We start from the raw sequence: 22,472 nt of genomic DNA, 5'->3' as shown, positions 1-22,472 counted from the left end.
TGGTGAACGTTGTGCAGGACGTCACCGCCGACACCTTCGAACAGTACCTTCTCGCAAAGTATCCGTTACCGCCGCGCGCGCTTGTGGGCCTGAATGGTCCGTCGAATGCTGAACGGAGTCGGCCGCTTCGCGAACTGTGGGAAACGATGGCTCTCTCTTCAGCCGAGTTTGCTGACGAGGTCGCAGAATATTTTCGCCTTCCGCGACTGGGTCTTCCGCAGTTGCTGTCAACCACGCCCTGCCTCGACGGCTTTTCACGCAGATTCCTGCGGGAATCGACCATCTTTCCGTTCCGCTCTTCGAGTGGAGGTTATGGACTAGCGATTGCAGATCCTTTGGACGCAGCCGCCGTCCGCGCCGCCGAGATTGTCTTCAGCGCACGTGTCGACATTGTCGTCGCGTCATATGAAGATATTACGACAGCTCTCGACCAGCGGGCTGGCGCTGACGAAGCTGGTGCGAGCGACAGCGCCGGATCGGGGCAGCAGTCCGACGACGACATCGAGAGCCTGCGCGATCTCGCCAGCGGCGCGCCGGTGGTGCGCGCGCTCAACGACCTCCTGGAGCGCGCGGTGGATTTGCGTGCCAGCGACATCCACGTCGAGCCGTTCCGCGCCGGGCTGGTCGTGCGCATGCGCGTCGACGGCCTGTTGCGCGCGCTGCCGTCGCCGCACGGCATCCCGCCTCAGGCGTTGATCTCGCGCATCAAGATTCTCGCCAGCCTCAACATCGCGGAACGGCGCCTGCCGCAGGACGGCGCCGCCCGCGTGCGCGTCGGGCGCAGCGAGATCGACGTTCGCGTCGCGACCATGCCGACGCAGCATGGCGAGAGCGCCGTCATCCGCCTGCTGCCGCGCGACCGCGGTCTTCTGGAAATGAGCAAGCTCGGTCTCGCCGCGCGCGACGAGAGCGTGATGACGCGACTGCTCGCGATGCCGCACGGCATGGTCGTGGTCACGGGCCCGACCGGCAGCGGCAAGACCACGACGCTGGCGACCATGCTGTCGATCCTGAACGAGCCGACGCGCAAGATCCTCACCATCGAGGATCCCGTCGAGTACGAGATCCCCGGCATCAACCAGTCCCAGGTCAAGCCGTCGATCGGGCTGACATTTGCCTCCGCCATGCGCGCCTTCGTGCGCCAGGACCCCGACGTGATCATGGTCGGCGAGGTCCGCGACGCCGAGACCGCGCATATCGCTATTCACGCGGCGCTGACCGGCCATCTCGTGCTGACGACGCTGCACACCGAGACCGCGGCGGCCGCCGTGCCGCGCCTGATCGATCTCGGCATCGAGGGTTTCCTGCTCAAGTCCACGCTGCGCGCGGTGGTCGCGCAGCGCCTCGTGCGCATGCTCTGCGACCGCTGCAAGGTGCCGCACGCGCTGACCGAGGCCGATCTCGCCAGGGATCCGCGCTTTGGGGTGATCGGCTTCAAGTGCGGCGAGGTCGTGCACGAGGCCGGCGGCTGCGAGCGCTGCGGCGGCACCGGCTATCGCGGCCGCAACGGCGTGTTCGAGATCCTGGAAATGTCCGACGAGGTGCGCACGCTGATCGGCCCGCAGACCGACTCCCATTCGATCGATGCCGCTGCGATGCGGAGTGGCATGACGACGATGCTGGAGGATGCGGTCGCCAAATGCCGGGCCGGGCTCACCACCGTGCCCGAGGTCTTCCGCGTCACGACGGTGCGCTAGAAATCATGCCGAACTATCGCTACCGCGCGCTCAACGCCAACGGCGAACTGGTCTCCGGCGCCATCGCCGCGCCCGCGCCAGGCGACGTCTCGCAGCGGATCGAGCGGCTCGGCCTCGTGCTGGTCGACAACGTCACGCCGGAAGAGGGCGGCGCGGCGGGCAGCGTGTTCAGCCTCTTCAACCAGCCGAAGCCGGAAGATGTCACCATCTTCACCCGCGATCTCGCGTTGCTCTTGCGTGCCGGCGCCCGCATCAATGACGGACTGGAGCTGCTCGCGGCGGATCCCGATCTCGGCCGGCTGCGTCCGGTCGTTGCCGACATCCGTTCGCGCGTCGTCTCGGGCGAGAGCTTTGCCGAAGCGCTGGTACGGCACGAGGGGCTGTTCCCGCCGATGTATATCGCGCTGGTGCGGGTCGGCGAGGCCTCGGGTTCGCTGGATCAGGTGCTGGAGGTGCTGGCGGGCGAGCGTGCGCGCAGCGAGGCCTTGCGGCGCCGGCTGTCGGATGCGATCCGCTATCCCCTGTTCGTGCTCGGCGCGGCGGGCTGCGTGCTGCTGTTCTTCCTCACCTTCGTGCTGCCGCAGTTTGCCAGCGTGTTGCAGGATTTCGGCGCCAAGGTCGATCCGGTCGTCGGCGTGTTCCTGAACATCTCCACCTTCCTGCGCGGCAATTCCGATGCGGTGCTGGCTTCTCTCGCGGCCATCGTTGCGGCAGCGTGGCTCCTGCTGCGGCAGGCGCGCGTCCGCCGCGGCATCACCAATGCGATCGTGCGGCTGCCGGCAATCCGCAACGTGATGAGCGCGTACCGCACGGCGCTGTTCTGCCGCAATCTCGGCCTGCTGCTCGGCAGCGGCGTCAATCTCACCACCACGCTGCGCATCCTGATCGACATGATGGCGACGACGGGCCCTTCCGCGGTCTGGAGCGATGCCGCCGACCGCGTCCGCCATGGCTCGAAGCTGTCCGACGCGCTGGCCGAAACCGAGGCGCTGCCGGCGATGGCGGTGCGCATGCTCCGGCTCGGCGACGAGACCGGGCAATTGCCGATGCTGTCCGGACGCGTCGCCGAATTCTACGAGACCAAGTTGCAGCGTACGCTCGACCGCGCCGTCGGCATTGCGGGACCGGCTGCGATCATCGCGATCTCGCTGGTCGTCGGCGGCCTGATCACGTCGGTGATGACGGCGCTGATGTCGGTGAGCCAGATTGTCGGTTAGACAGGTAATGGAGGGTTGGAAGTGACCAAACATCCGTCGTTAAGGCGTGGCCGGCGGCGCGCGCGGCGAGGGGAGGCCGGCTTCACCCTGGTCGAGATGCTGGTCGTCATCACCATCATCGGGATGATCATGGCGCTGGTTGGCCCGCGGGTGCTGAACTATCTCAGCGAGTCCAAGGCGAAGGCCGCAAAGATCCAGATCGAGAGCTTCTCCAGCGCGCTCGATCTCTATTATCTCGATGTCGGCCGCTATCCGTCCGCCAATGAAGGCCTCGTCGGACTGACCCGCACGAACAACCAGGCCGGCTGGAACGGGCCTTACCTGCGCGGCGGCGTGGTGCCCAACGATCCCTGGGGCCACGTCTATGTTTATCGCTCGCCGGGCGCCAGCGCGCCCTACGAGGTCATCTCGCTCGGATCGGACGGTCAGGAAGGCGGCAGTGGAACGGCAGCCGACATCGTCAGCGGCGCGCGCTGAAGCTCTGCGTGAGGCGCGCGGCTTCGCGCTGATCGAGATCCTGTGCGTGCTCGCGATCATCGGCCTGCTCGCGGCGATCATCCTGCCGGCGATCCCGCGCTCGACGACGCGCGCCAGGCTCGAGAGCTACGCGGTCGAGACCGCGGCACTGTTGAAAGCCGACCGCAACGCGGCGCTGCGCCGGCAGCTGAGGGTGGCGACGCAGGTCGACGCGGAGGCGCGCGCGATCCGCTCCGGCGTGACCGGGCGGACCATCCGCTTGCCCGGCGACGTGGTCGTGCAGGCGACGCTGGCGTCGCGCTGCGCCGATCGCGCGACGGGGCGATCGATCGATTTCTTTCCGTCGGGAATGTCGTGCGGCGGGACGATCGCACTGGCGCGGCCCGGCATGGGCTACGAGGTGCGCGTCAACTGGCTGACCGGAGGCGTCGAGATTGTCCCGCAGAAGCTGCTCTGACGCCGCCGGGTTCACCCTGATCGAGGCGCTGGTCGCGCTCGCGATCATCGCTGTCGTGCTCGGGACGATCGGCTCGGTCATCGCCACCACGGCGAAGGGCACCCGCTCGATCGACCAGCATCTGGCGCTGGCGGGCACGGCCGAGCGGTTGCTTGCGGACCTGCCGGCGCGCGGATTGCTGAAGCCCGGCCGGCAGAGCGGCGAACTCGCCGGCAGCCGCTGGCGCCTCGAGGTCGCGCCGATGAACGTCGCAGGCGGCGATCCCGCCACCGACCGCTTCGTGCCGATGGCCGTCAATCTGCGCCTCCAGCGCGCCGACGGCAGCGCGATCCAGGTCACGACCGTGAAGCTGGTGCCGAGGTCGTCGCAATGAAGGGCCTGGCGATGAAACGCCTGCGCCGCGCGCTGGGCAATGAAGCCGGCTTCACCCTGCTCGAGGTGCTGCTCGCGACGCTGCTGATGACCGTCATCCTGGCGGCGCTGGCGACGGTGACGGCGCAATGGCTGCCGAACTGGAATCGCGGAATCGCGCGCGTGCAGCGGGCCGAGCGCCTCGCCACCGGCCTCGACCGCATCGTCGCCGACCTCCAGGTTGCCGAGCAGGTGCCAATCAACAGCGACGCCAGGGCGCCGCTGTTCGACGGTGCCGAATTGTCGGTGACCTTCCTGCGCACCGCGCTCGGTCCAAGCGCGCGTCCGGGACTCGAATTCATCCGCCTGATCGAGAAGGCCGATGCGCAGGGGCTCGCGCTGGTGCGCGAGCGCGCGCCGTTCCAGCCGATGCCGACCGACGGGCAGATCCGCTACGTCGACCAGGTTGTGCTGGTCCGCGCGCCGTTTCGCGTGAGCTTCGCCTATGCCGGGCCGGATGGTCAGTGGCAGCCGATCTGGCGCGGCCAGGCACAGCTGCCGGATCGTATCCGCATCACCGTGCGCGACGGCGCCACCGGGCAGGTGCTGGCGGTCTCGGCCGCGGTGGTTCCGCATATCACGGCGCCGGCGGAATGCGCGCGGGCCAAGAACCCGGCGACTTGCGTGGCCGCGCAGAGCCGGCCGCAACAGGCGGAGAAACAGGAGCAGCAGCTATGAGCGGCGCGAGGCATCACGTCGGTGCGCTTCGCGATGGCCGCGGCTTCATCGTCGTTGTGGTGCTCTGGTTGCTGGCGGCGCTGGCTGGGCTCGCGTTGGTCTACCTGACTTATGTCACCAACACCGCGGTCTCGGTCGCGGTCAACGCAGACCGGTTGCAGGCCGACGCGCTGGTGAACGCCGGCCTGGAGCTTGCGGCTTACCGGCTGACGGCGCAGAACGAGGCCACGCGTCCCACCAGCGGCACCTTCAACGCCCGCGTCGGGGCCGGCCGGCTGAGCGTCACGTTCCGCTCGGAGGCTGCGCGCATCGATCTCAACATGGCGCCGAAGCCGGTGCTCACCGGCCTGATGACGGCGCTCGGCGTCTCCGCGACGGATGCACCCGTCTATGCCGATCGCATCCTTGGCTGGCGTTCGTCGACGGAGTCCGGCCAGGACAATCCGGAGGATTCCTACTACCGCACGCTCGGTGCGTCCTATCTGCCGCGCCACGCGCCGTTCCCGCACAGCGACGAGCTCTGGCTCGTGCGCGGCATCCCGCCCGCCGTCGTCGAGCGCGTGCTGCCCTTCGTCACCGTGTTCAGCAACATGCGGACGGTGAACGTGCTCGACGCCGCGCCGCAGGTGGTGGCGGCGCTGCCGGGCATGACGCCGCAGACGCTGCAACAGTTGCTGCGCGACCGCGCCGATCCCAACATCGACCCGCGATCCCTGGTCGGGCTCGCCGGCAATACCAATGCGACGGTCGAGGGCTCGCGGGCCTACCGGCTCACGGTGGCCGTCGAGGCACCGTCGCACCGGCAGAGCTCGGCCGAGATCGTCATCTTGCTTCTCGAAGGCGGCGAGGAGCCCTATCGTATATTGTCGTGGCACAACGCCTTCGACGGCTCCGCCGGAAAGCCTCTGTGAGATGAGTTCGCTCAATTCCCTTCGCACGATTGTCGATGCCTGGACCGGCGCCGTGGCCGGTACCATCGTCGCCGCCCTGGAACGGATGGTGTCGCCGCGCGTGGTGCGGCTGGTCGAGGGCGAGAGCGGCGCGTTCGCGCTCGAGGCCGCCAAGTCGGAGAACATCCCGAAGGAGATCGCATTCGAGGATGGCAAGTTCGCCACTCCCAATCTCGCGCAGATCGTCCGCGGCAGCCGCGTCGAGATCGTGCTGCGGCCCTCGCGCTTCCTGTTCCGTCCGCTGGAGCTGCCGGCCCGCGCTGCGGATTTCCTCGACGGCATCGTGCGGGCGCAGATCGACCGGCTGACGCCGTGGAGCGCGAGCGACGCCGTGTTCGGTTGCAGCCGGCCATCGCCGGATGGCAGCGAGAGCATCACCACCGAGATCGCAGCCGCGCCGCGCAGGCTGGCGATGGGTTATGTCGAGGCGTTGTCGGCCTTCCATCCGTCCGCGATCGCGATCGCGACGGATGCGCCCGGCGGTGGGCACATCAAGGTGTTCGAGCAGAGGTCGCGCGGCGCGGTCGATCCTGCGCGGCTGAGCCGGACGCTGCAAGCGGTTCTGGCTTTCGCGGCCATCGCTGCGGTCGTCGGATCGGTTGCCGCAGGCTATCTCGCCGACAGCCTCAGTGCGCAGGAGAGCGAGCTCGACCGCCAGATCACCCAGCGCCGTGCGGCGCTCCGAGCGGGCGGGGACGGTGGCGAGCGCTCGCCGCTGGCGCTGCTGGAGCGGCGCAAATACGAGACCGCGGCGAGCGTGGTCGTGCTGGAATCGCTGAGCCGGCTGCTGCCAGACCACACTTATGTCACCGAGATGCATCTGTCCGGCAACAAGCTTCAGATCGGCGGCATCACGCGCGATGCGCCTTCGCTGATTCCCTTGATCGAGCAGTCCCAGCATTTCACCCGCGCGACCTTCTACGCCCCGACCACGCGGAGCTCATCCGATCCCGGCGAACGCTTCCACATCGAGGCGCAGATCGAACCGAGGAACGCGCCATGAGCCGCGCAGCTATCACGGGTGGAAATGCCGTCACACGTGCGCTCTCCGGCTCGCCGCTGATCGCGATCACGCTCTATCTCGCGGTAACGGGCGGGCTGCTGCTGATGGCGGGCCTGTCGATCGCCGATGTCATCGCCCACCGTCAGGCGCTGGCGCAGACCTCCGACCTGCTCGACCAGCTGCGTGGCCGCAAGGGCGGCGCCAAGAATGCCGCGGCAGCCATGGCCGAGCATCCCGGCACGCCGTTCCTGGAAGGGCCGACGGTGACGGTCGCGGGCGCCAATCTGTTGCAGCGGGTCGCGGCGGCGGTCGGCAATGTCGGCGGCTCGGTGCAGTCCTCGCAGGTCGACGTAACAGGCGCGCAGGTCAAGGACGGATTCGTCGGCCTCGTCGTGAGCTGCGAGCTCGACCAGCCCGCGCTTCAGAAGGTGCTCTACGATCTCGAAGCCGGCATGCCGTTCCTGTTTGTCGAGCAGCTCGACGTCCAGGTGCCGCAGACCACCGCGCTGAACGAGGCCGGCACCGGCCGCGTCAGGGTGATCCTGGGTGTCTCCGGCCAGTGGCAGGCGGGGAAGTAGGGCGGCTCGTCAGCTCACCAGGCGTACTTGAACACGCCCTTGCCCGAATAGCTGGTGACGTTGCCGGAGAACTCGCCGTCGAAGGTGCCGGCGATCGAGAAGCCGCTCAGCCATTTCATCTCGGCGCTGGCGCTGACCAGCGCGGAGTCGGCGTCGACCCTGGCGCCGTTCACGACGAAGCTGGTGCCGGGCAGCGTCTGGAACAGCGCGGTGACGGCGCAGCTCGGTCCATCTGCGCTAGGTTCCGGCCCGTTCCGCGTGCAACTTCAATGATCGTGGCTGTTGGGCAACATTTTCATGCGTTGCAACCCGCCGAGGCCGGAAACTCGTGATTGCAGTCGGGTTTGGGATCACATCGGTGCCGGTTGATGGCGAGGCGCATCGGAACTAGTCTGGTGGGCAAGGCTTGCCGCGTGCTGGCGTGACAACCATTCGCAAGGGAATTTCGATGTCCGGGGGGCTGAGACCGACGAGATGGGTCATGCTGTGCGTGGCCGCCGTATCATGTCCGGTCTTGAGCGTTGTCTTGAGTGTTGTCCTGGGCATTGCCGAGACCGCGGCTGCCACCTCGTCACGCATGGACATCCTGTCCGACGATGCCGCGCCCAGCGCCGCCGACAGCGTCGATGTCGGCACAATGAGGCCGATCGCGCGGCCGGCGCAGGCTGCGAGCAAGCCGATCCCCCGCGGCAATCCGCTGTGGTCGGTGCCGCTCTCGGCGCTGACCGTGACCCAGGAGCGCCCGATCTTCTCGGCGACGCGCCGGCCGCCGCCGCGCGCGGTCGCCGCATCTCCGGTCGAGGAGGTGAATGCGCCGGCGCCGCTCAAACCGGTCGAGGGACCGCCGCCGCTGCTGCTGGTCGGGGCCGTGGTCGGAGAGGGCGACGCCATCGCGATCTTCCTGAACCGCAACGATCAGAAGGTCGTGCGCCTGCGCCGGGGCGAATCGCTCAGCGGCTGGTCGCTGACCGAGGTTCAGCCGCGCGAGGTGACGCTCAAGCAGGGTGGTCGCAGCGAGGTCCTGGCGCTGCAGCGGCCCGATACTGCGGCCTCCCCCCAGACCCCACCTCCGACCGCGACTGATTCCGCGAGCGTCGAGGGTAAGCTGGTCAGGCCGACCACGAGCGGCACGTCATTCGCCCCCTTCATGCCACGCTCGACGCCGAAGGGCGGCGAGTCGGACGGACTCTGAGCGCTGCCGTCTGGATCCGGTGCCGCCTCGCAAGCCGATTCAGAACCGCGGCCGATGCCATTGCCTAAGCAATTGAACCACCTTATGACCCGTTCAATGCCCAATCCGATGGCACCAAGCGGTCGCGCTTGCGCGCGCGGGGCCGATCGCTTGCCGGGAAGGATGCGGCTTGTCCGACACGCAAATTAACGCGCCCGGCGAGGCCGGCGGTTCGAGCGGACCCGGTGGCGCCGGACGCGCCCGCCGACTGCTTCAGGGCTGGTCGGCGAACCTCGTCCAGATGGTCCTGGGGCTGACCCAGCAACTGCTGCTGGTCCCCGCCTTTCTCCATGTCTGGACCGGCGACATGCTTGCGGCCTGGCTTGCGATCTATGCGGCCGGCAGTCTCGTCGTCGTGGCGGACGCCGGATTGCAGCTTCGCGCGATCAACCGCTTTCTCGCATTCAAGGCCTGCGTCGACTGCGACGGGCGCACGGCGAACTTCTATTCGGCGATGCTGCGGATCTACCTCGCTGTCCTCGTGGTGCTGGGTGTTCTGCTGTGCGTCGCGATATACTTGGCGCCGCCATCGGTCGTCCTGGGTTTTCATGCGGCGCCGACCTTCGACGCCGCGATGCTGGTGATGACGCTGGGCATGCTGCTGACCTTGCCCGCCAATCTCGCCTCCGGCCTCTATCGCGTCCGTGGCCGCTATGGCCGGACGGTCTGGCTGCAAAACGGAGCGCTGCTGCTCGGCCAGATCGCGCAGCTTGCGGCGCTGGCGATGTTCGGCACTCTGCTTGCGGTTGCGATTGCCTTCGTCGCGATGCAGCTTCTGTTCACGATCTTCCTTGCCGCCTTCGATACGCCGCGGCTGTTTCCATTCTTGCGCCGTGCCGGCAGGCCGCTATTCACATGGCCATCGCTGCGCTGGAGCATCGGACAGTTCAGCCGGGCGCTGCCGTTTGCGGTCGCCAACATCACCGAGCTCGCGCTGATCAACGTCCCGGTGCTGCTGGTCTCGGCGCTGGTGACGAATCGCGTCGCGGTGGCGCAATGGGGGCTGACGCGCGTAATCGCGAGCCTGGTGCGCGGTCTCTGCCTTCAGGTGACGCTTCCGATCGCCGCCGAGCTTGGCCATGATTATGCGATCGGCGACAAGGAGCGGCTGCGCCGGCTCTACGCCCACGGCTCGGTATTCGTGACCGGCCTTGCCTACCTGATCATCGCGGGCCTGCTGCCGTTCTGGCCCGACTTCTTCGCGCTGTGGACCCACGGCAGCATCCCCTACGACGCGCCGCTGACGGTGACACTGCTGCTCGGCTCGGCTGCGGTCGCGCCGTCACTGCTGGCGCTGGGCTTTGCCAATCACAGCAATCGCGGTGACCTGCTGATCCGGACCAAGGGACTACAGCTCGCCGTTTTCCTCGTGCTGTCCTTCGTCCTGATCCCGCGGCTCGGACCGCTCGGCGCCGCGCTCGCCGTGGTCGCAAGCGACATCCTCGTCCAGTTCGGCCTGCTCGCGCTGATGATCATGCGGCAGACGCTGCGTGATCCGTTCACGCACATCGCTTTCCTGTTGCTCATGGCCGTCGTCATCGTGGGGACAGGCTGGCTAATCGGGCAGGCGATTATCGCGCTCGTGCCGGGGAGCGGGCTCGTCCACTTCATCGTGGAATGCGCGATCTGGCTGGCCGCCGTCGGCCTGCTCGCAAGCCCGCTGCTGAACGCGACGCTCCGAGAACGCCTGCGCGCGCTAATTCCTGCTTAGCCCGACTTAGCGCGCCATCAGTGCCAGCCGGTGCTTCAGCCGTTCCAAATGGCGGGCGAATTGCTGGTGGCCGGCCTTGGTCTCCTCGGCAAATTGCGCGAGCCTGGCATGGCCGGCGGTGCGCAGGTGCTCGCGCGTGCCGTCGGTGCGGAGAGTGACGATCGCATCCGCGAGTGAGCGCGGATCGTCGTAGTCGAACAGGAGCGCGGCGTCGCCGGCCTGGGCCTTGAAGGCCTCGGGATAGATCACTGGCGTGCCGACCGCCCAGGCTTCCAGCGGCGGAAGATTGGTCGGGCCGAAATAGCTCGGCATCACCAGCGCTGCGGCGCCGCGATAGAGCGCGCCGAGCTCGGCGGACTCGACGAAGCCGATGATGGAGATCTGGTCCGACAGGCCAAAGGTGCGGATCGCCGCATTGATCTTGTCGCGGCCGCCGCGGTCCGAACCGCACAGCACCAGCCGTTCGGTGATGCCCCGTTCGCGCAAGCTTGCGAGGGCTGCGAGCAGCGTCACGTGGTTCTTGTGCGGCCAGAACTGCGCCGGATAGAACAGGTAGCCGGGCTCGAGCCGGTACTTGGCGAGCACCGCCGCGTCATCAGCAGCGGCGGGCGCGGACTGGCCGACATAGGCCGAGGGCGAGAACGGGATGCAGACCGCGCGATCCCGTTCCATGGCGTAGCGGCGGCAGAGGTCGTCGATCAGCTCGGGCGCGTTGACGATCACCACCGCCGCCTTGGTGCTGGCAAGACCGAACAGGATCTCGCGGCGCTCGAACTCGCCGAAGGTCCTCACTTCCGGAAACTCCGGCGCGTCGCGATGGCAGCCGTCGAAGATCGTGATGATGAAGGGCAGCTCGTAGAGCAGCAAGTGCCGCTTCGAGGTCGAAGTGAAGTGCACGACGTCGATGCCGTCGCGGATCAGCGCGCGTTCGAACGGCGATTTCAGCTTCAGCGCGATCTGGACGAGATCGAACGGCCCGCAATATTTCAGGAACAGGAAGACATAGTCGAGCACGCCGAACTTGCGCAGGCGGGCCGCGACGCCGAACTCCTTCAGGATCTCCAGCGTCTTCGGATAGGGCGAGTACACCACGATCTCGTTGCCGGACTTGGCTGCCCAGTCGCGCAGCCAGAGCAGATCGTTGAGCGGCTGCTGAAAGCCGCCGCCGACCTCGAGCGCCTGTTCCAGCATGACGGCGAGCCGCAGCGGTCTCACGGCGTGCCGCTCTTTCTGGCGACGGCGTAGGCCGCCCAGCTCTTCGTGTGTGGGGCGTCCTGCGTCAGCCATGCAGCGTGAGAGGCGGGCTCGAAGCCGCTCGCGGCAAGCGCCGCGTCGATTTCGAACGGAAACCAGTAGCGCATGTGGTGCGCTTCATCGACGCGACGGATCGTGGCGCGCTCGGTGTCCTCGCAGAACAGCGTGTAGTTCACGGTGACGGTCGCGGCCTGCTCGTCATGGTCGGATTGCGCGATGCGGGTGAGGCGCAGCGGCTTCTGCTCGATCACCTTGACCCGCGTCTCGACGCCCTGCGCGAGCACGGCGCCACCATACCAATAGTCGAAGAAGAACGTGCCATCAGGCTTCAGCGCGGCATGCGCGGTGCGGAACATGGCCGTCAGCGCATCGCGGCTGGTCTGGTAGCTCGCGACATGGAATAGCGACACCACCGCGTCGAAGTCGCGTTCAGGGCCCCTCTCGCAGGCATCGCCCTGCCGGAACGGGATCGATAGTCCGGCCTGTTCGGCGCGCGCCTTGGCGCTCGCGATCATCTCATGGCTGAGATCGATGCCGGCAACGCTCCACCCCTGTCGCGCGAAGGCGAGCGCGTGCAGGCCGGTGCCGCAGCCGAGATCGAGCAGCCTGCCCGAGGAAACGCCGTGGTCGCGCAGGCGCGCTTCGACGAACGCCGTCTCTGCGCTGTAGTCCTTGTCCTGATAGAGGAGGTCATACCAGGGCGCGTAGTCGGCGAACACCGTCACGCCAAAATCTCCTTCAGCGCCTGGGCGGAGCGAGCGATCTCGTCGTCGGTCAAGGCAAGTCCGCTCGGCAGGTAAAAACCGCGGCGGGCGATGTATTCGGCGTTCGGATGGCTTTCGTCGAGCATCAGGCCCATCCGGCGCAGCACCGGCTGTTCGTGCATGCACCAGAAGAACGGCCGCGTTCCGATGCCCTTGTCGCCGAGGCGGCGCATCGCTTCCTTGGCGTCAAACGGGACGTCGTCGTTCAGCACGATGCCGTAGACCCAGTAGATGTTGTCGGCATAGGAGGTGCGGGCGACCGGGCGGCGGATGCTGTTGAGGCCGCCGAGATGCTCGTCATAGAGCCGGCCGATCCGGCGCTTGAGCTCGACCGTGCGCGGCAGGCGCTCGACCTGGGCGACACCGAGCGCGGCCTGGAGATTGGTCATGCGCGCGTTCCAGCCGAGCTCCTCGTGGACGAAACGCTGCTGCGGCTGGAAGCAGAGATTGCGATAGCCTTGGAGCCGATCGGCGAGCGCGTCGTCGTCGGTGAGGATCATGCCGCCTTCACCGGTGGTGACGTGCTTGTTGGGATAGAAGCTGAAGGTCGAGACGTCGCCGAAACTGCCGCAGGGCGCGCCGCGATAGGTCTGGCCGTGCATCTCGGCCGCGTCCTCGATCACTTTCAGATCGTGCTTGCGGGCGAGCGCCATAATCGGATCGAGATCGACCGGCAGACCGTAGATGTGAACCAGCATGATCGCGCGCGTGCGCGGCGTGATCGCGGCTTCCACGCCCTCTGCCGTCATGTTCCAGGTCGCGGCGTCGCAGTCGACCCCGACGGGCACGAGGCCGGCTCGCACGATGGCGGCGGCGCAGCTGATGATCGTGAAGGTCGGGATGATGACCTCGGAGCCTTCCTCGAGCCCGAGCGCATGAACGGCGATGTCGAGCGCGACCGAGCCGTTGGTCACCGCGATGCCGTGGCGCCGTCCCGCGGCCTCGGCCATCGCCTGCTCGAAGCGCTTGATGAACGGTCCCTCCGAGGAGATCCATCCGGTGCGGATGCATTCGGCGAGATAGTCGGCTTCGTTGCCGTCGAGCAGCGGCGTGTTGACGGGAATGAACGGCGCGGTCACTGGCCCGGGCCCTTGATCCGGATTTCGGACGGCGAGACTTCGGCGAACCGGGTCTTGTCGTTCTCGCCGGAATAGGGACCCTGCTTGATCTCGAACATCTCGAGCGGTTCGAGCACTTTGAAGCCGTGGGCGCCGCTGCACAACAGGATGATGTCGCCGCCGCCGAGCACGCGGCTTTCGAGATATTCTTCCTCGACGGTGTAGAAGTCGACCTGGAGCTTGCCCTTCTGGATCAGCAGGACTTCCTGGGTGTAGTGCACTTCGCGCGTCACCTTGTTGTGGCGATGCGGCTCGATGCTCTTGCCCTTCGGATGGCTCATATAGGCGAGCTGCTGCGACAGTTCCGGCGACGAAAAGAAGTGAATACCCGGCTCGCGGAACGAGGCGCGCACGATGATCGCGTAGAGCTGGTCGCCGAATCGAACATGTTCGACGTGTTCCATCCTTAGCCTCGACAAAAAATGCTGTAATTAGAGTGACATAGCTGCGCCGCCGCGCACTTTGGCCATTTTGGCCGGGACCGTCAAGGGCGGACCGATTGTGACAAACGGCGTACGCGCGAGCGGGATCTAACCGACGAAAGTCAGGATCTCTTCGACGCGGCGGCGGAAGGTGTGGGCGGCAAATGTTCTGGCCTGTCCCGCCGTCGCGATGGACCTGCGCGCCGTGTCGTCGCCGAGATAGCGTTCGATCTGCGCGAGGCAGTCCTCGACCGTGCGCCAGGCCGCGACCTCGCGTTCGGGCTCGAACAGCGCGTGCAGATTGTCCTTGAAGTCGGTCAGCAGGAATGCGCCGACGCCCGTCGCTTCGAACAGCCGCGCATTGCCGGCCTCGCGGCCCGCCATGTCGATGTGCGAATTGAGCGTGACGCGCGAGGCGCGCAGGGCCTGATACATCTCCATGCCCCACACCTCGCCCTGATAGCAGCGATGCAGGGGCGAGGAGGCGGGAAGGGATTGCAGGCCGCTGCCGAACAGTTTGAGATCGTAGCGTCGTGCCACCGCTTCGAGCTGCGCGACGCGGAGCTGGTGATCCGCCGAGACCGCGCCGACGAAGGTGACGTCGAAACTCTGCGACGGCGGTGGAGGCAGGATGTCGAGGATGCCGGGCTCGAAAGCGAGATGGACGACCTCGGCGCGTGCGCCGTGGGCGCGGAAGAAATCCACCACCGCGGCCATCTGCGAGATCATGAGGTCGTAGACCGACCAGTCCTCGCCGCGCGAGGGCGAGATGCCGACCTGGCCGACCAGGACCGGGCGGCCGATCTGCTTGATCCGGCGCGTCAGGCGCGTGTCGACGTGAAACAGATCCTGGTTGAGGACGAGATCGGGTTTGAACTCCTCGATCTGCGCGAGCAGGATGTTTTCAGCTTCCGCATCGAGCCGCGGGCTGAGTCCGACCTTGCGCGCGAGCGGCCTCAGCACCGGCTTGAACGGCGCGACCGTGCGTTGCAGCCAGCCGGGAACGGCATCGCGCGCGGCCGGCGCGCCGGGCGGCGGCGGCTCGGTGACGGCAAGGCCATGCTCGCGCGCCCAGGCCGCCCGCATCCAGGGATTGTTGACATGGATGTCGGCGGCGATGTGCCCGAGGCCGGCGAAATTGCGCGAGTAGAAATCGGCGACGCCGAACAGGCTGGCGTTCCGCGCCGCCATCTGCACGGCGTAGGGCTCGTTCTCGAGGCCCGGATGGCGCCGGTAGAGCCAGGAGAGGAAGCGCGGATAGTCGGCGTTGAGGATCAGGATGCGCACGGGGTCACGGCTTCGGTTCGAACAGGCTGCGGGGCGTCACGTACCAGAGCAGGACCAGGATCGCGGTGACATGGGTGAGCATGGTGACCGGGCGTGGCACGTTGCCGGGGGGCACGGCCCGCAGAGTGGTATCGGCTATGGCCGTAAACGCCAATAGCGTTGATTTAGGTAATAAAATACCGCCAAAATCCGTGGGGTTCGTGCTGGGACGATTTTCCAGCCAGCGCGGCTTCGTATAGAAGCCGCCTGGAATGCGCGGGAGCGCCTCTCGTTCGGAGCAGGTTGATGAAGGTCGTAATTCTTGCGGGAGGTCTGGGAACCCGAATTGCCGAGGAGACCAGCACGCGGCCGAAGCCGATGGTCGAGATCGGCGGCCGTCCCATCCTCTGGCACATCATGAAGATCTACAGCCACTACGGCTTCAATGATTTCGTGATCTGTCTCGGTTACCGCGGCTACATGATCAAGGAGTACTTCGCGAACTACTTCCTGCACATGTCCGACGTCACCTTTCATATGGCCGAGAACCGCATGGAGGTGCATCGCGAAACCGCCGAGCCGTGGCGGGTCACGCTGGTCGACACCGGCGAGGAGACCCAGACCGGCGGCCGTCTGAAGCGGGTGCTGCCCTATGTCGCGGACGAGCCATTCTTTGCCCTGACCTATGGCGACGGCGTCGCCGACATCGACCTCGCCGCCGAGATCGCCTTCCACAAGGCGCATGGGCGGAGGGCCACCGTCTCGGTGGTGCGGCCCGCAAAACGGTTCGGCGCAGTTGCGATCGAGGGCGACCGGGTGGTCAATTTCGAGGAGAAGCCCAACGACGACGGCGGCTGGATCAATGGCGGCTTCTTCCTGCTGTCGCCGTCGGTTGGCGAGCTGATCGCGGGCGACAAGACGATCTGGGAGCGCGAGCCGATGGAGCAGCTCGTGCGCGGCGACGATTTGCGCGCCTATGTGCATCCTGGCTTCTGGCACCCGATGGATTCGCTGCGCGATCGCAACTTCCTCGAGGCCGAGTGGGCGGGCAACCGCGCCAAATGGAGGGTCTGGTGACGGATCCGGCATTCTGGCGCGGCAAGAAGGTCTTCCTGACCGGGCATACCGGCTTCAAGGGCGCATGGGCCTCGCTGCTGCTGCGTCGCCTCGGGGCCAGCGTCTACGGCTACGCCCTGCCGCCGACGCATCAATCCGCGCTGTTCGTGACGGCACGCATCGCCGACGACATCAAGCACCGCATTGCCGACATCCGTGATCTCTCGGCCTTGCGCGCCGCAATGGCGGAGGCCGATCCCGACATCGTCATCCACATGGCCGCGCAGGCGCTGGTGCGCCCGTCCTATGAGGAGCCGGTCGAGACGTTTGCGGCGAACGTGATGGGCACGGTGCACGTGCTGGAGGCGGCACGGCATCTGCGCTCGCTTCAGGCGATGCTGATCGTCACCACCGACAAATGCTACGAGAACAACGGCACGGGCGAGGCCTTCCGCGAGAGCGACCGTCTCGGCGGCGACGATCCCTACAGCAACAGCAAGGCCTGCGCCGAGCTCGTGACGCACTCCTATCGCCGCAGCTTCTTCAACGCGAAGGGCGCGGCGCGTGTCGCAACCGCGCGCGCCGGCAACGTCTTCGGTGGCGGCGATTTCGCGCGCGACCGTCTGGTGCCTGACGCAATGCAGGCGTTCCTTGCGGGCGAGGCCTTGCGCATCCGCAATCCCAATTCGGTGCGGCCCTGGCAGCACGCGCTCGATCCGGTGCTCGGCTATCTCACGCTGGTCGAGCGGCTCGCGGGCGATGATCATTTCGTCGGCGGCTGGAATTTCGGGCCCGATGCGGCAAGCGAAGTGCCGGTCGGGACCGTGGTCGAGCATCTGATCGCGCTGTGGGGCGACGGGGCGCGCTGGACGGCGGATGCCGGCCCGCATCCGCACGAGGCCGCCTATCTCAGGCTCGACTGCGCCAAGGCGCGTGGCGAGCTCGGCTGGACGCCGCAGCTCGATCTCGCCCAGGGTCTGCGTCTCACCGTCGACTGGTACCAGGCGCTGCGCGAGGGCCGCGATCTGCGCAAAATCTCGCTCGACCAGCTCGATCAGGTCGTCGGCGCGTCGTCGAGGACGGTCGCGTGATGTGACGGCTCGCGGCGGCCGGGGCCGAAGAAAGCGGACCGCCGCGTCTCGACCGATCTTGCGGTGGCGCGAATGCGCAGGAGATCCTTGCGGGCAACCAGGCCGACGAGATGCCCGGTCGCGCGCGCGACGATCGGCACCCGCCCGACGTCCGCCAGAACCATCCGATCGGCAACGTGCGACACGGGCTCGTCGGGATAACCGAGCGTGAGCGAGCGGTCCGACGCGCAGTCGAACAGGGTGTCGCGACCATCGGCGCTTTCCGCGCGCCACCGCAGGACGTCCGAGCGGCCGACGAGCCCGGAGACCCGTCCGCCGGCATCGATCAGCGGATAGGATTTGTGACGTCGTTCCCCGTCGGAGAAGAACGATACGGCTTCGCCGACGGTCATGGCCGCAGGCAGGGTATCGACGTCCTTCACCATTACTTCGTTGACGCGAAGCAGGTCGAATGGGTCGATGCCGTACTCGCGCACGACGTGCTGGCCGCGCCGCGCGATCTTTTCGGTGAGGATCGAGCGCTTGAGCAGCAGCACGGTGAGCGCATAAGCAGCGCTCGTGGCAATCAGCAGCGGACTCAGCATCGCAAAGTCGCCGGTCAGCTCGACGGCGAACAGGATCGCGGTCAGCGGCGAACGCATGGTGCCGCCCATCATTGCGGCCATGCCGATCAGTGCCCACGCGCCATGCGGGCCCGGGAGCAACTGTCCTTCGAGCCAGCCGGCGCAGCCGCCGAAAATGAGAAGCGGGGCGAGGACGCCGCCGGACGTGCCCGATGCCAGGGCAACGATCCAGATCGCAGACTTCACGAACAGGATCAGGACCGTGGCCGATACCGCAATGTGGTCGTTGAGCAGGTCGCCGATGATATCGTAACCCACACCGAGCGCGCGCGGCTCGATCAGGCCGCCGGCGCCGACGAGCAATCCGCCGATCGCCGGCCACCACATCCAGTGAATTGGCAGATGGCCGAAGACATCTTCGGCCTTGTAGAGGAGGGTGGTCAGCAATCCCGATTGCAAGCCCGCCGCGATGCCAATGCCGACGCAGGCCAGCGGTCCCCACCACGGCAAATCGAGCTGGCCGGCGAACGGGAACAGCGGCCCGCTGCCGATCAGCCACGGCCGCAGTGCCGACGAGACCACGCAGGCGGCGATCACGGGAATCAGGCTGCGCGGCTTCAGCTCGAACAGGAGAAGTTCGACGGCAAGCAGGACGGCGGCGACCGGGGTTCCGAAGATCGCCGTCATGCCCGCGGTGGCGCCTGCGACCAGCAGCGCCTTGCGCTCGGCGGCGGTGAGATGGAAGCATTGCGCGAACAGAGAGCCGACGGCGCCGCCGGTCATGATGATCGGGCCCTCGGCGCCGAACGGGCCGCCGGTACCGATCGAGATCGCCGACGACAGCGGTTTGAGGACGGCGACCTTCGGCTGGAGACGGCTGCCGCCGATGAGGATTGCCTCGATCGCCTCGGGAATGCCGTGGCCGCGGATCTTCTCTGAGCCAAAACGCGCCATCAAGCCGATGACGAGGCCGCCGAGGGCCGGGGCTGCCACCATCCAGACGCCGGGCTTCAGGCCCGACAACGAGAGCGCCTGCGTGCTCAGCGTATGCAGCCATACCGCATTGGTGACGATCGCGATGGCATGCAGCAACAGCCACGCCGTCGCCGCGCCGCCGGCGCCGACGAAGACGGCCATGGCGACCAGCATCAGAACACGCCGGTCTGTCGTGAAATCGCCAAGGCGCGGCAGGGAGTTGGCGGGGATGGAGCGGGGCATCTTGGTCCGATCGGGAATGACGCAACTGTAATGATGACGGAGCCGGCCGGTCAGGCCGGACGGCGGCGAGAAGTATATCGTAAGACGATATAAATCAACGATCATTGCTGGCGGGCAGGTAGGCTTGAAAGTCAGGTGACGGACCGTCTAGCGCGGCAGCTCCAGAATCTCGGAGATGCGCCCCTGCGGGGAGATCGCGTGTTCAGGTGCGCGCCCGGCGCAGACCGCGAGACAAGATTTGAGCAGGACGACGAGCGCGAGGATGGCGCGCGCGATATCGGACGCGAGACCGGTTCGGCCCGACCCCGCCGTTTGCGCCTTCACCGACGCATTGAACCAGCCTTGCTGCTCCCATCAGCGCCGGTTTTTCCGACCGTGACAAGCACTCTTCTTCCGAAGAGCGGCGGATGCAGCCGGGCCATCGCTGTCAGAGCCCCACAAAGGCCGGCCCCGAACAGGTACATTCTCATGATTTCCCTACGCCGAAACCGAGATCTGGCTTCCGCCCATGGTCCGTATAATTACGGAATCCGATACATGGCAGGTATTATGACCGAGGTGGCGCCGCGACCACTAAAATTAAACCGAACGTATACCTCTGAGGCTAGAATGAGCATTCTGCGCCTAACGTCGAGCGTGCCTAGCCGCTCTGGAGAGTCCAATGGCCACCGCAGTCACGATCAGCAAGTCCAATAACAGCGATATCGACGGTATGCTGTCAGGCTACAAATGGTCGGGCACCATCACCTACAGCTTTCCGGACGCGCCTGGCGACTACGCGAATCCATACACGGGCGGCGACAGCGAGCCGACGACCTCAGGCTTTGCTTCAGCGCCCAGCCAGATGCAGGCCGCGATCAACTACGCGATCGGGTTGATCCTTGGCTATACCAACGCCAGCATCCAGTACGCAGGGACCAACGGCGCCGACATCATGATCGCGCAGTCGCCGTCGGCCAATCCGACCTCCTATGCCTATTATCCCGGCAACTATGCATCCGGCGGCGATGTGTGGTTTGGAACGCAGTACAACTATTCGCTGGCCAAGCTCGGTAACTACTATTTCACGACCGCGTTGCACGAACTCGGTCATGCCCTTGGCCTCAAGCACAGTCAGGAAACTGGCGGCGTCGCTAACGTCGCAGTTCCCACGGCCCACGACGACAGCGAATATACCGTCATGAGCTATCGCAGCTATGTCGGTGGTTCGACCACGAGCGGGTACACCAACGAGGCGTATGGATATCCGCAGACCTACATGGCCAACGATATCCTCGCGCTACAAACGATGTACGGCGCGAACTACACGACCCAGAGTGGCAGCACGGTCTACAGCTGGAACCCGACCACGGGGCAGGAGTTCATCAACGGCGTCGGACAGCTCGCGCCGGGCGGTGGCGCCGGAGGCTCGGCCAACCGCATCTACGAGACGGTGTGGGACGGCGGCGGCGTCGATACCTACGATCTGTCGAACTACACGACGAACCTGAGCATCGATCTTAATCCCGGTGCGTCGTCACTGTTCTCGTCGGTGCAACTGGCCAATCTCGGCAACGGCCATTCCGCCTCGGGCAACGTCTACAACGCCTATCTCTACAACAACGACGCGCGCTCCTACATCGACAACGCCACCGGCGGGTCCGGCAACGACACGATCATCGGGAATGTCATCGCCAACGCACTCAACGGCGGCTCCGGCAACGATACGATCACTGGCGGCGGCGGCAACGACACCATTATTGGCGGCGCCGGTACCGATACGGCGGTGTATTCGGGCAATAGGGCGAACTATTCTATTTCGTTCAATGCGAGCACGCAGACGTTCACCGTCACGGATTTGCGTGGCGCCTCGCCCGATGGCCAGGATACCGACACGGGCATTGAGTACCTTCAATTCGCGGATGGCACGGTCGCCAGCTCGTCGTTGATCCCTGTCACGATAGAAGCAATGGGCACGACTGCGCTCGTCCAGTCGGGCGGCCTCTATAATCTTAACCCGGTTGGTGGCGGCACAGGGCCAACGCTGAAATATCAGGGCGCGGCTTATGTGGCCGGGCAGTTTGGCAGCTGGACTCCGATCGGAGTTGAGCAGATCGGCTCCGGCTATCAGGTGGCCTGGAAGGTGATTGGCGTCGATAACTATTCAGTGTGGAGCACCGATAGCGACGGCAACTACATCTCCAACGTGATCGGTGGCGTCTCCGGCTCAAGTGCTTCGTTGGCGTCATTCGAAAGCGCTTTTCACCAAGACCTGAATGGTGACGGCATCATTGGTTCACCACCGAGCACGGTGATTGAGTCCTTCGGATCAACAGAGCTGGTCAAGGTGGGTTCTAATTTCTATTTTGGCGACGTCAGCAGCGGCAGCGTAGGCCCGGAGTTGACATACAACGGTTCGCCATTCGTGGACGGGCAGGCGGGCGGATGGACCCCGATCGGCGTCGAGCAGGTCGGCTCCGGCTATCAGGTCGCCTGGAAAGTGGGCGGCGCTGACAACTATTCGGTGTGGAGCACCGACAGCAATGGCAATTACATTTCTAACCTGATCGGCGGCGTGTCGGGCTCAAGCGCCTCGTTGGTGTCATTCGAGAGCGGTTTTCATCAGGACTTGAACGGAGACGGAGTAATTGGAGCGGCGGCAGCACCGACGGCGGTGATCGAATCTTTCGGTTCGACCAAGCTGGTCCAGGTCGGCAGTAATTTCTATCTCGACAACATTAGTAGCGGCGCGGGCCCCGAACTAAAATACAACGGTTCTCCGTTTGTGGCGGGCCAGGCGGGCGGTTGGCGTCCTATCGGGGTCGAGCAGGTCGGCTCCGGATATCAGGTAGCGTGGAAAGTGGACGGCGCCGATAACTACTCGGTATGGAGCACCGACAGCAATGGCAACTACATTTCCAACTTGATCGGTGGTGTGTCAGGAACGAGCGCTTCGTTGGTGTCCTTCGAGAGCAGTTTTCATCAGGACTTGAACGGAGACGGGGTCATTGGTGCGTCGCCAGCACCGACGGCGGGGATCGAAGCTTTCGGTTCGAACAAGCTGGCCTCTGCCAAGTTCTATTTCGGCGACCTTGGAAATGGCGGCGCTGGCCCGGAACTGAAGCATGATGGTTTGCCATCCGCGGACGGTCAGGCGGGCAACCTGATTGGTGGGGTGCTGGGCTCAATAGCTTCATTGGCCGCTTTAGAGGGCAATTTCCATCAAGACCTGAACGGGGACGGTGTTATTGGAGCTCTCCACGGGGCAGTCTTGAATGGGGAGCAGCATTCGGGGTTCTTTTTCTAGTTGACCGTCGTTCGCGTCCTGCGT

General features: G+C 65.9%; 22 protein-coding genes. 14 read left to right on the top strand and 8 right to left on the bottom strand.

From position 1 onward, the window contains the following. The first annotated feature begins 11 nt into the window (after window positions 1-11). From NLM15_RS30385 to gspM, 9 genes are read left to right on the top strand one after another with little or no spacing between them, the layout of a single operon-like run. Window positions 12-1,697, top strand: coding sequence for a GspE/PulE family protein (locus tag NLM15_RS30385; RefSeq protein ID WP_375166944.1), 1,686 nt, complete (start codon window positions 12-14; stop codon window positions 1,695-1,697). Between the two features lie 5 nt (window positions 1,698-1,702). After that, on the top strand, window positions 1,703-2,914 hold the full coding sequence (locus tag NLM15_RS30380; protein ID WP_254121456.1) for a type II secretion system F family protein: 1,212 nt from the start codon (window positions 1,703-1,705) through the stop codon (window positions 2,912-2,914). Between the two features lie 21 nt (window positions 2,915-2,935). After that, window positions 2,936-3,391: a type II secretion system major pseudopilin GspG gene (gene gspG, locus NLM15_RS30375; protein WP_254121455.1), complete on the top strand. Its 456-nt coding sequence runs from the start codon at window positions 2,936-2,938 to the stop codon at window positions 3,389-3,391. After that, entirely contained in the window at window positions 3,354-3,848 is a 495-nt protein-coding gene (locus tag NLM15_RS30370) for a prepilin-type N-terminal cleavage/methylation domain-containing protein (protein WP_254121454.1), read from the top strand. Before gspG ends, NLM15_RS30370 begins: the two co-directional genes overlap by 38 nt. After that, complete coding sequence (locus tag NLM15_RS30365) at window positions 3,826-4,221, top strand: type II secretion system protein J (RefSeq protein WP_254121453.1); 396 nt, start codon at window positions 3,826-3,828, stop codon at window positions 4,219-4,221. Before NLM15_RS30370 ends, NLM15_RS30365 begins: the two co-directional genes overlap by 23 nt. 11 nt (window positions 4,222-4,232) lie before the next feature. Next, window positions 4,233-4,937 (top strand): general secretion pathway protein GspJ, encoded by a 705-nt coding sequence (locus NLM15_RS30360; RefSeq protein WP_254121452.1) that lies wholly within the window; start codon window positions 4,233-4,235, stop codon window positions 4,935-4,937. Continuing rightward, window positions 4,934-5,848 (top strand): general secretion pathway protein GspK, encoded by a 915-nt coding sequence (locus NLM15_RS30355; protein ID WP_254121451.1) that lies wholly within the window; start codon window positions 4,934-4,936, stop codon window positions 5,846-5,848. Before NLM15_RS30360 ends, NLM15_RS30355 begins: the two co-directional genes overlap by 4 nt. 1 nt (window position 5,849) lies before the next feature. After that, complete coding sequence (locus tag NLM15_RS30350) at window positions 5,850-6,890, top strand: PilN domain-containing protein (protein ID WP_254121450.1); 1,041 nt, start codon at window positions 5,850-5,852, stop codon at window positions 6,888-6,890. After that, window positions 6,887-7,468, top strand: coding sequence for a type II secretion system protein GspM (gene gspM / locus NLM15_RS30345; RefSeq protein WP_254121449.1), 582 nt, complete (start codon window positions 6,887-6,889; stop codon window positions 7,466-7,468). The genes NLM15_RS30350 and gspM overlap by 4 nt, the downstream gene beginning before the upstream one ends. A gap of 14 nt (window positions 7,469-7,482) precedes the next feature. On the opposite strand, the gene NLM15_RS30340 is transcribed toward gspM, so the two are convergent. Then, window positions 7,483-7,641, bottom strand: a complete 159-nt coding sequence (locus tag NLM15_RS30340) for a hypothetical protein (protein WP_254121448.1) — start codon at window positions 7,639-7,641, stop codon at window positions 7,483-7,485. 353 nt (window positions 7,642-7,994) lie between these two features. Between NLM15_RS30340 and NLM15_RS30335 the strand changes: the two genes are divergently transcribed. Both NLM15_RS30335 and NLM15_RS30330 read left to right on the top strand, forming a co-directional pair. Then, window positions 7,995-8,660 carry a hypothetical protein gene (locus NLM15_RS30335; RefSeq protein ID WP_254121447.1) on the top strand — a complete coding sequence of 222 codons (666 nt, stop codon included), beginning with the start codon at window positions 7,995-7,997 and terminating at the stop codon, window positions 8,658-8,660. A gap of 169 nt (window positions 8,661-8,829) precedes the next feature. After that, the gene (locus NLM15_RS30330) at window positions 8,830-10,410 is read left to right on the top strand and encodes a hypothetical protein (protein ID WP_254121446.1); all 1,581 of its coding nucleotides are present in this window, start codon (window positions 8,830-8,832) and stop codon (window positions 10,408-10,410) included. 6 nt (window positions 10,411-10,416) lie between these two features. Here NLM15_RS30330 and NLM15_RS30325 read toward each other — a convergent pair whose 3' ends face one another. The 5 genes from NLM15_RS30325 to NLM15_RS30305 form a co-directional block, all read right to left on the bottom strand. Next, window positions 10,417-11,625, bottom strand: a complete 1,209-nt coding sequence (locus tag NLM15_RS30325) for a glycosyltransferase family 1 protein (RefSeq protein WP_254121445.1) — start codon at window positions 11,623-11,625, stop codon at window positions 10,417-10,419. Continuing rightward, window positions 11,622-12,389, bottom strand: coding sequence for a class I SAM-dependent methyltransferase (locus NLM15_RS30320; RefSeq protein ID WP_254121444.1), 768 nt, complete (start codon window positions 12,387-12,389; stop codon window positions 11,622-11,624). Before NLM15_RS30320 ends, NLM15_RS30325 begins: the two co-directional genes overlap by 4 nt. After that, window positions 12,386-13,507: a DegT/DnrJ/EryC1/StrS aminotransferase family protein gene (locus tag NLM15_RS30315; RefSeq protein WP_254121443.1), complete on the bottom strand. Its 1,122-nt coding sequence runs from the start codon at window positions 13,505-13,507 to the stop codon at window positions 12,386-12,388. The genes NLM15_RS30320 and NLM15_RS30315 overlap by 4 nt, the downstream gene beginning before the upstream one ends. Further along, window positions 13,504-13,950 (bottom strand): hypothetical protein, encoded by a 447-nt coding sequence (locus NLM15_RS30310; protein WP_254121442.1) that lies wholly within the window; start codon window positions 13,948-13,950, stop codon window positions 13,504-13,506. Before NLM15_RS30310 ends, NLM15_RS30315 begins: the two co-directional genes overlap by 4 nt. A 126-nt stretch (window positions 13,951-14,076) precedes the next feature. After that, entirely contained in the window at window positions 14,077-15,255 is a 1,179-nt protein-coding gene (locus NLM15_RS30305; protein ID WP_254121441.1) for a glycosyltransferase, read from the bottom strand. 285 nt (window positions 15,256-15,540) lie between these two features. On the opposite strand from NLM15_RS30305, the gene rfbF reads away from it, so the two are divergent. Both rfbF and rfbG read left to right on the top strand, forming a co-directional pair. Further along, the gene (rfbF, locus tag NLM15_RS30300; protein ID WP_254121440.1) at window positions 15,541-16,311 is read left to right on the top strand and encodes a glucose-1-phosphate cytidylyltransferase; all 771 of its coding nucleotides are present in this window, start codon (window positions 15,541-15,543) and stop codon (window positions 16,309-16,311) included. Continuing rightward, window positions 16,308-17,381 (top strand): CDP-glucose 4,6-dehydratase, encoded by a 1,074-nt coding sequence (rfbG, locus tag NLM15_RS30295; RefSeq protein ID WP_254121439.1) that lies wholly within the window; start codon window positions 16,308-16,310, stop codon window positions 17,379-17,381. The genes rfbF and rfbG overlap by 4 nt, the downstream gene beginning before the upstream one ends. Here rfbG and NLM15_RS30290 read toward each other — a convergent pair. Both NLM15_RS30290 and NLM15_RS30285 read right to left on the bottom strand, forming a co-directional pair. Then, complete coding sequence (locus tag NLM15_RS30290) at window positions 17,345-19,162, bottom strand: chloride channel protein (RefSeq protein ID WP_254121438.1); 1,818 nt, start codon at window positions 19,160-19,162, stop codon at window positions 17,345-17,347. The two genes, rfbG and NLM15_RS30290, sit on opposite strands and share 37 nt — an antisense overlap. 147 nt (window positions 19,163-19,309) lie before the next feature. Next, on the bottom strand, window positions 19,310-19,486 hold the full coding sequence (locus tag NLM15_RS30285) for a hypothetical protein (protein WP_254121437.1): 177 nt from the start codon (window positions 19,484-19,486) through the stop codon (window positions 19,310-19,312). 337 nt (window positions 19,487-19,823) lie between these two features. Here NLM15_RS30285 and NLM15_RS30280 point away from each other — a divergent pair, with 337 nt between their 5' ends. Next, on the top strand, window positions 19,824-22,448 hold the full coding sequence (locus tag NLM15_RS30280) for a M10 family metallopeptidase C-terminal domain-containing protein (RefSeq protein WP_254121436.1): 2,625 nt from the start codon (window positions 19,824-19,826) through the stop codon (window positions 22,446-22,448). Window positions 22,449-22,472 lie beyond the last annotated feature (24 nt).

Source organism: Bradyrhizobium sp. CCGB20 (genome assembly GCF_024199855.1).
GTDB lineage: Bacteria > Pseudomonadota > Alphaproteobacteria > Rhizobiales > Xanthobacteraceae > Bradyrhizobium.
The sequence above is the reverse complement of the archived record's forward strand: the minus strand, read 5'-3'. Positions and strand labels throughout refer to the sequence as shown.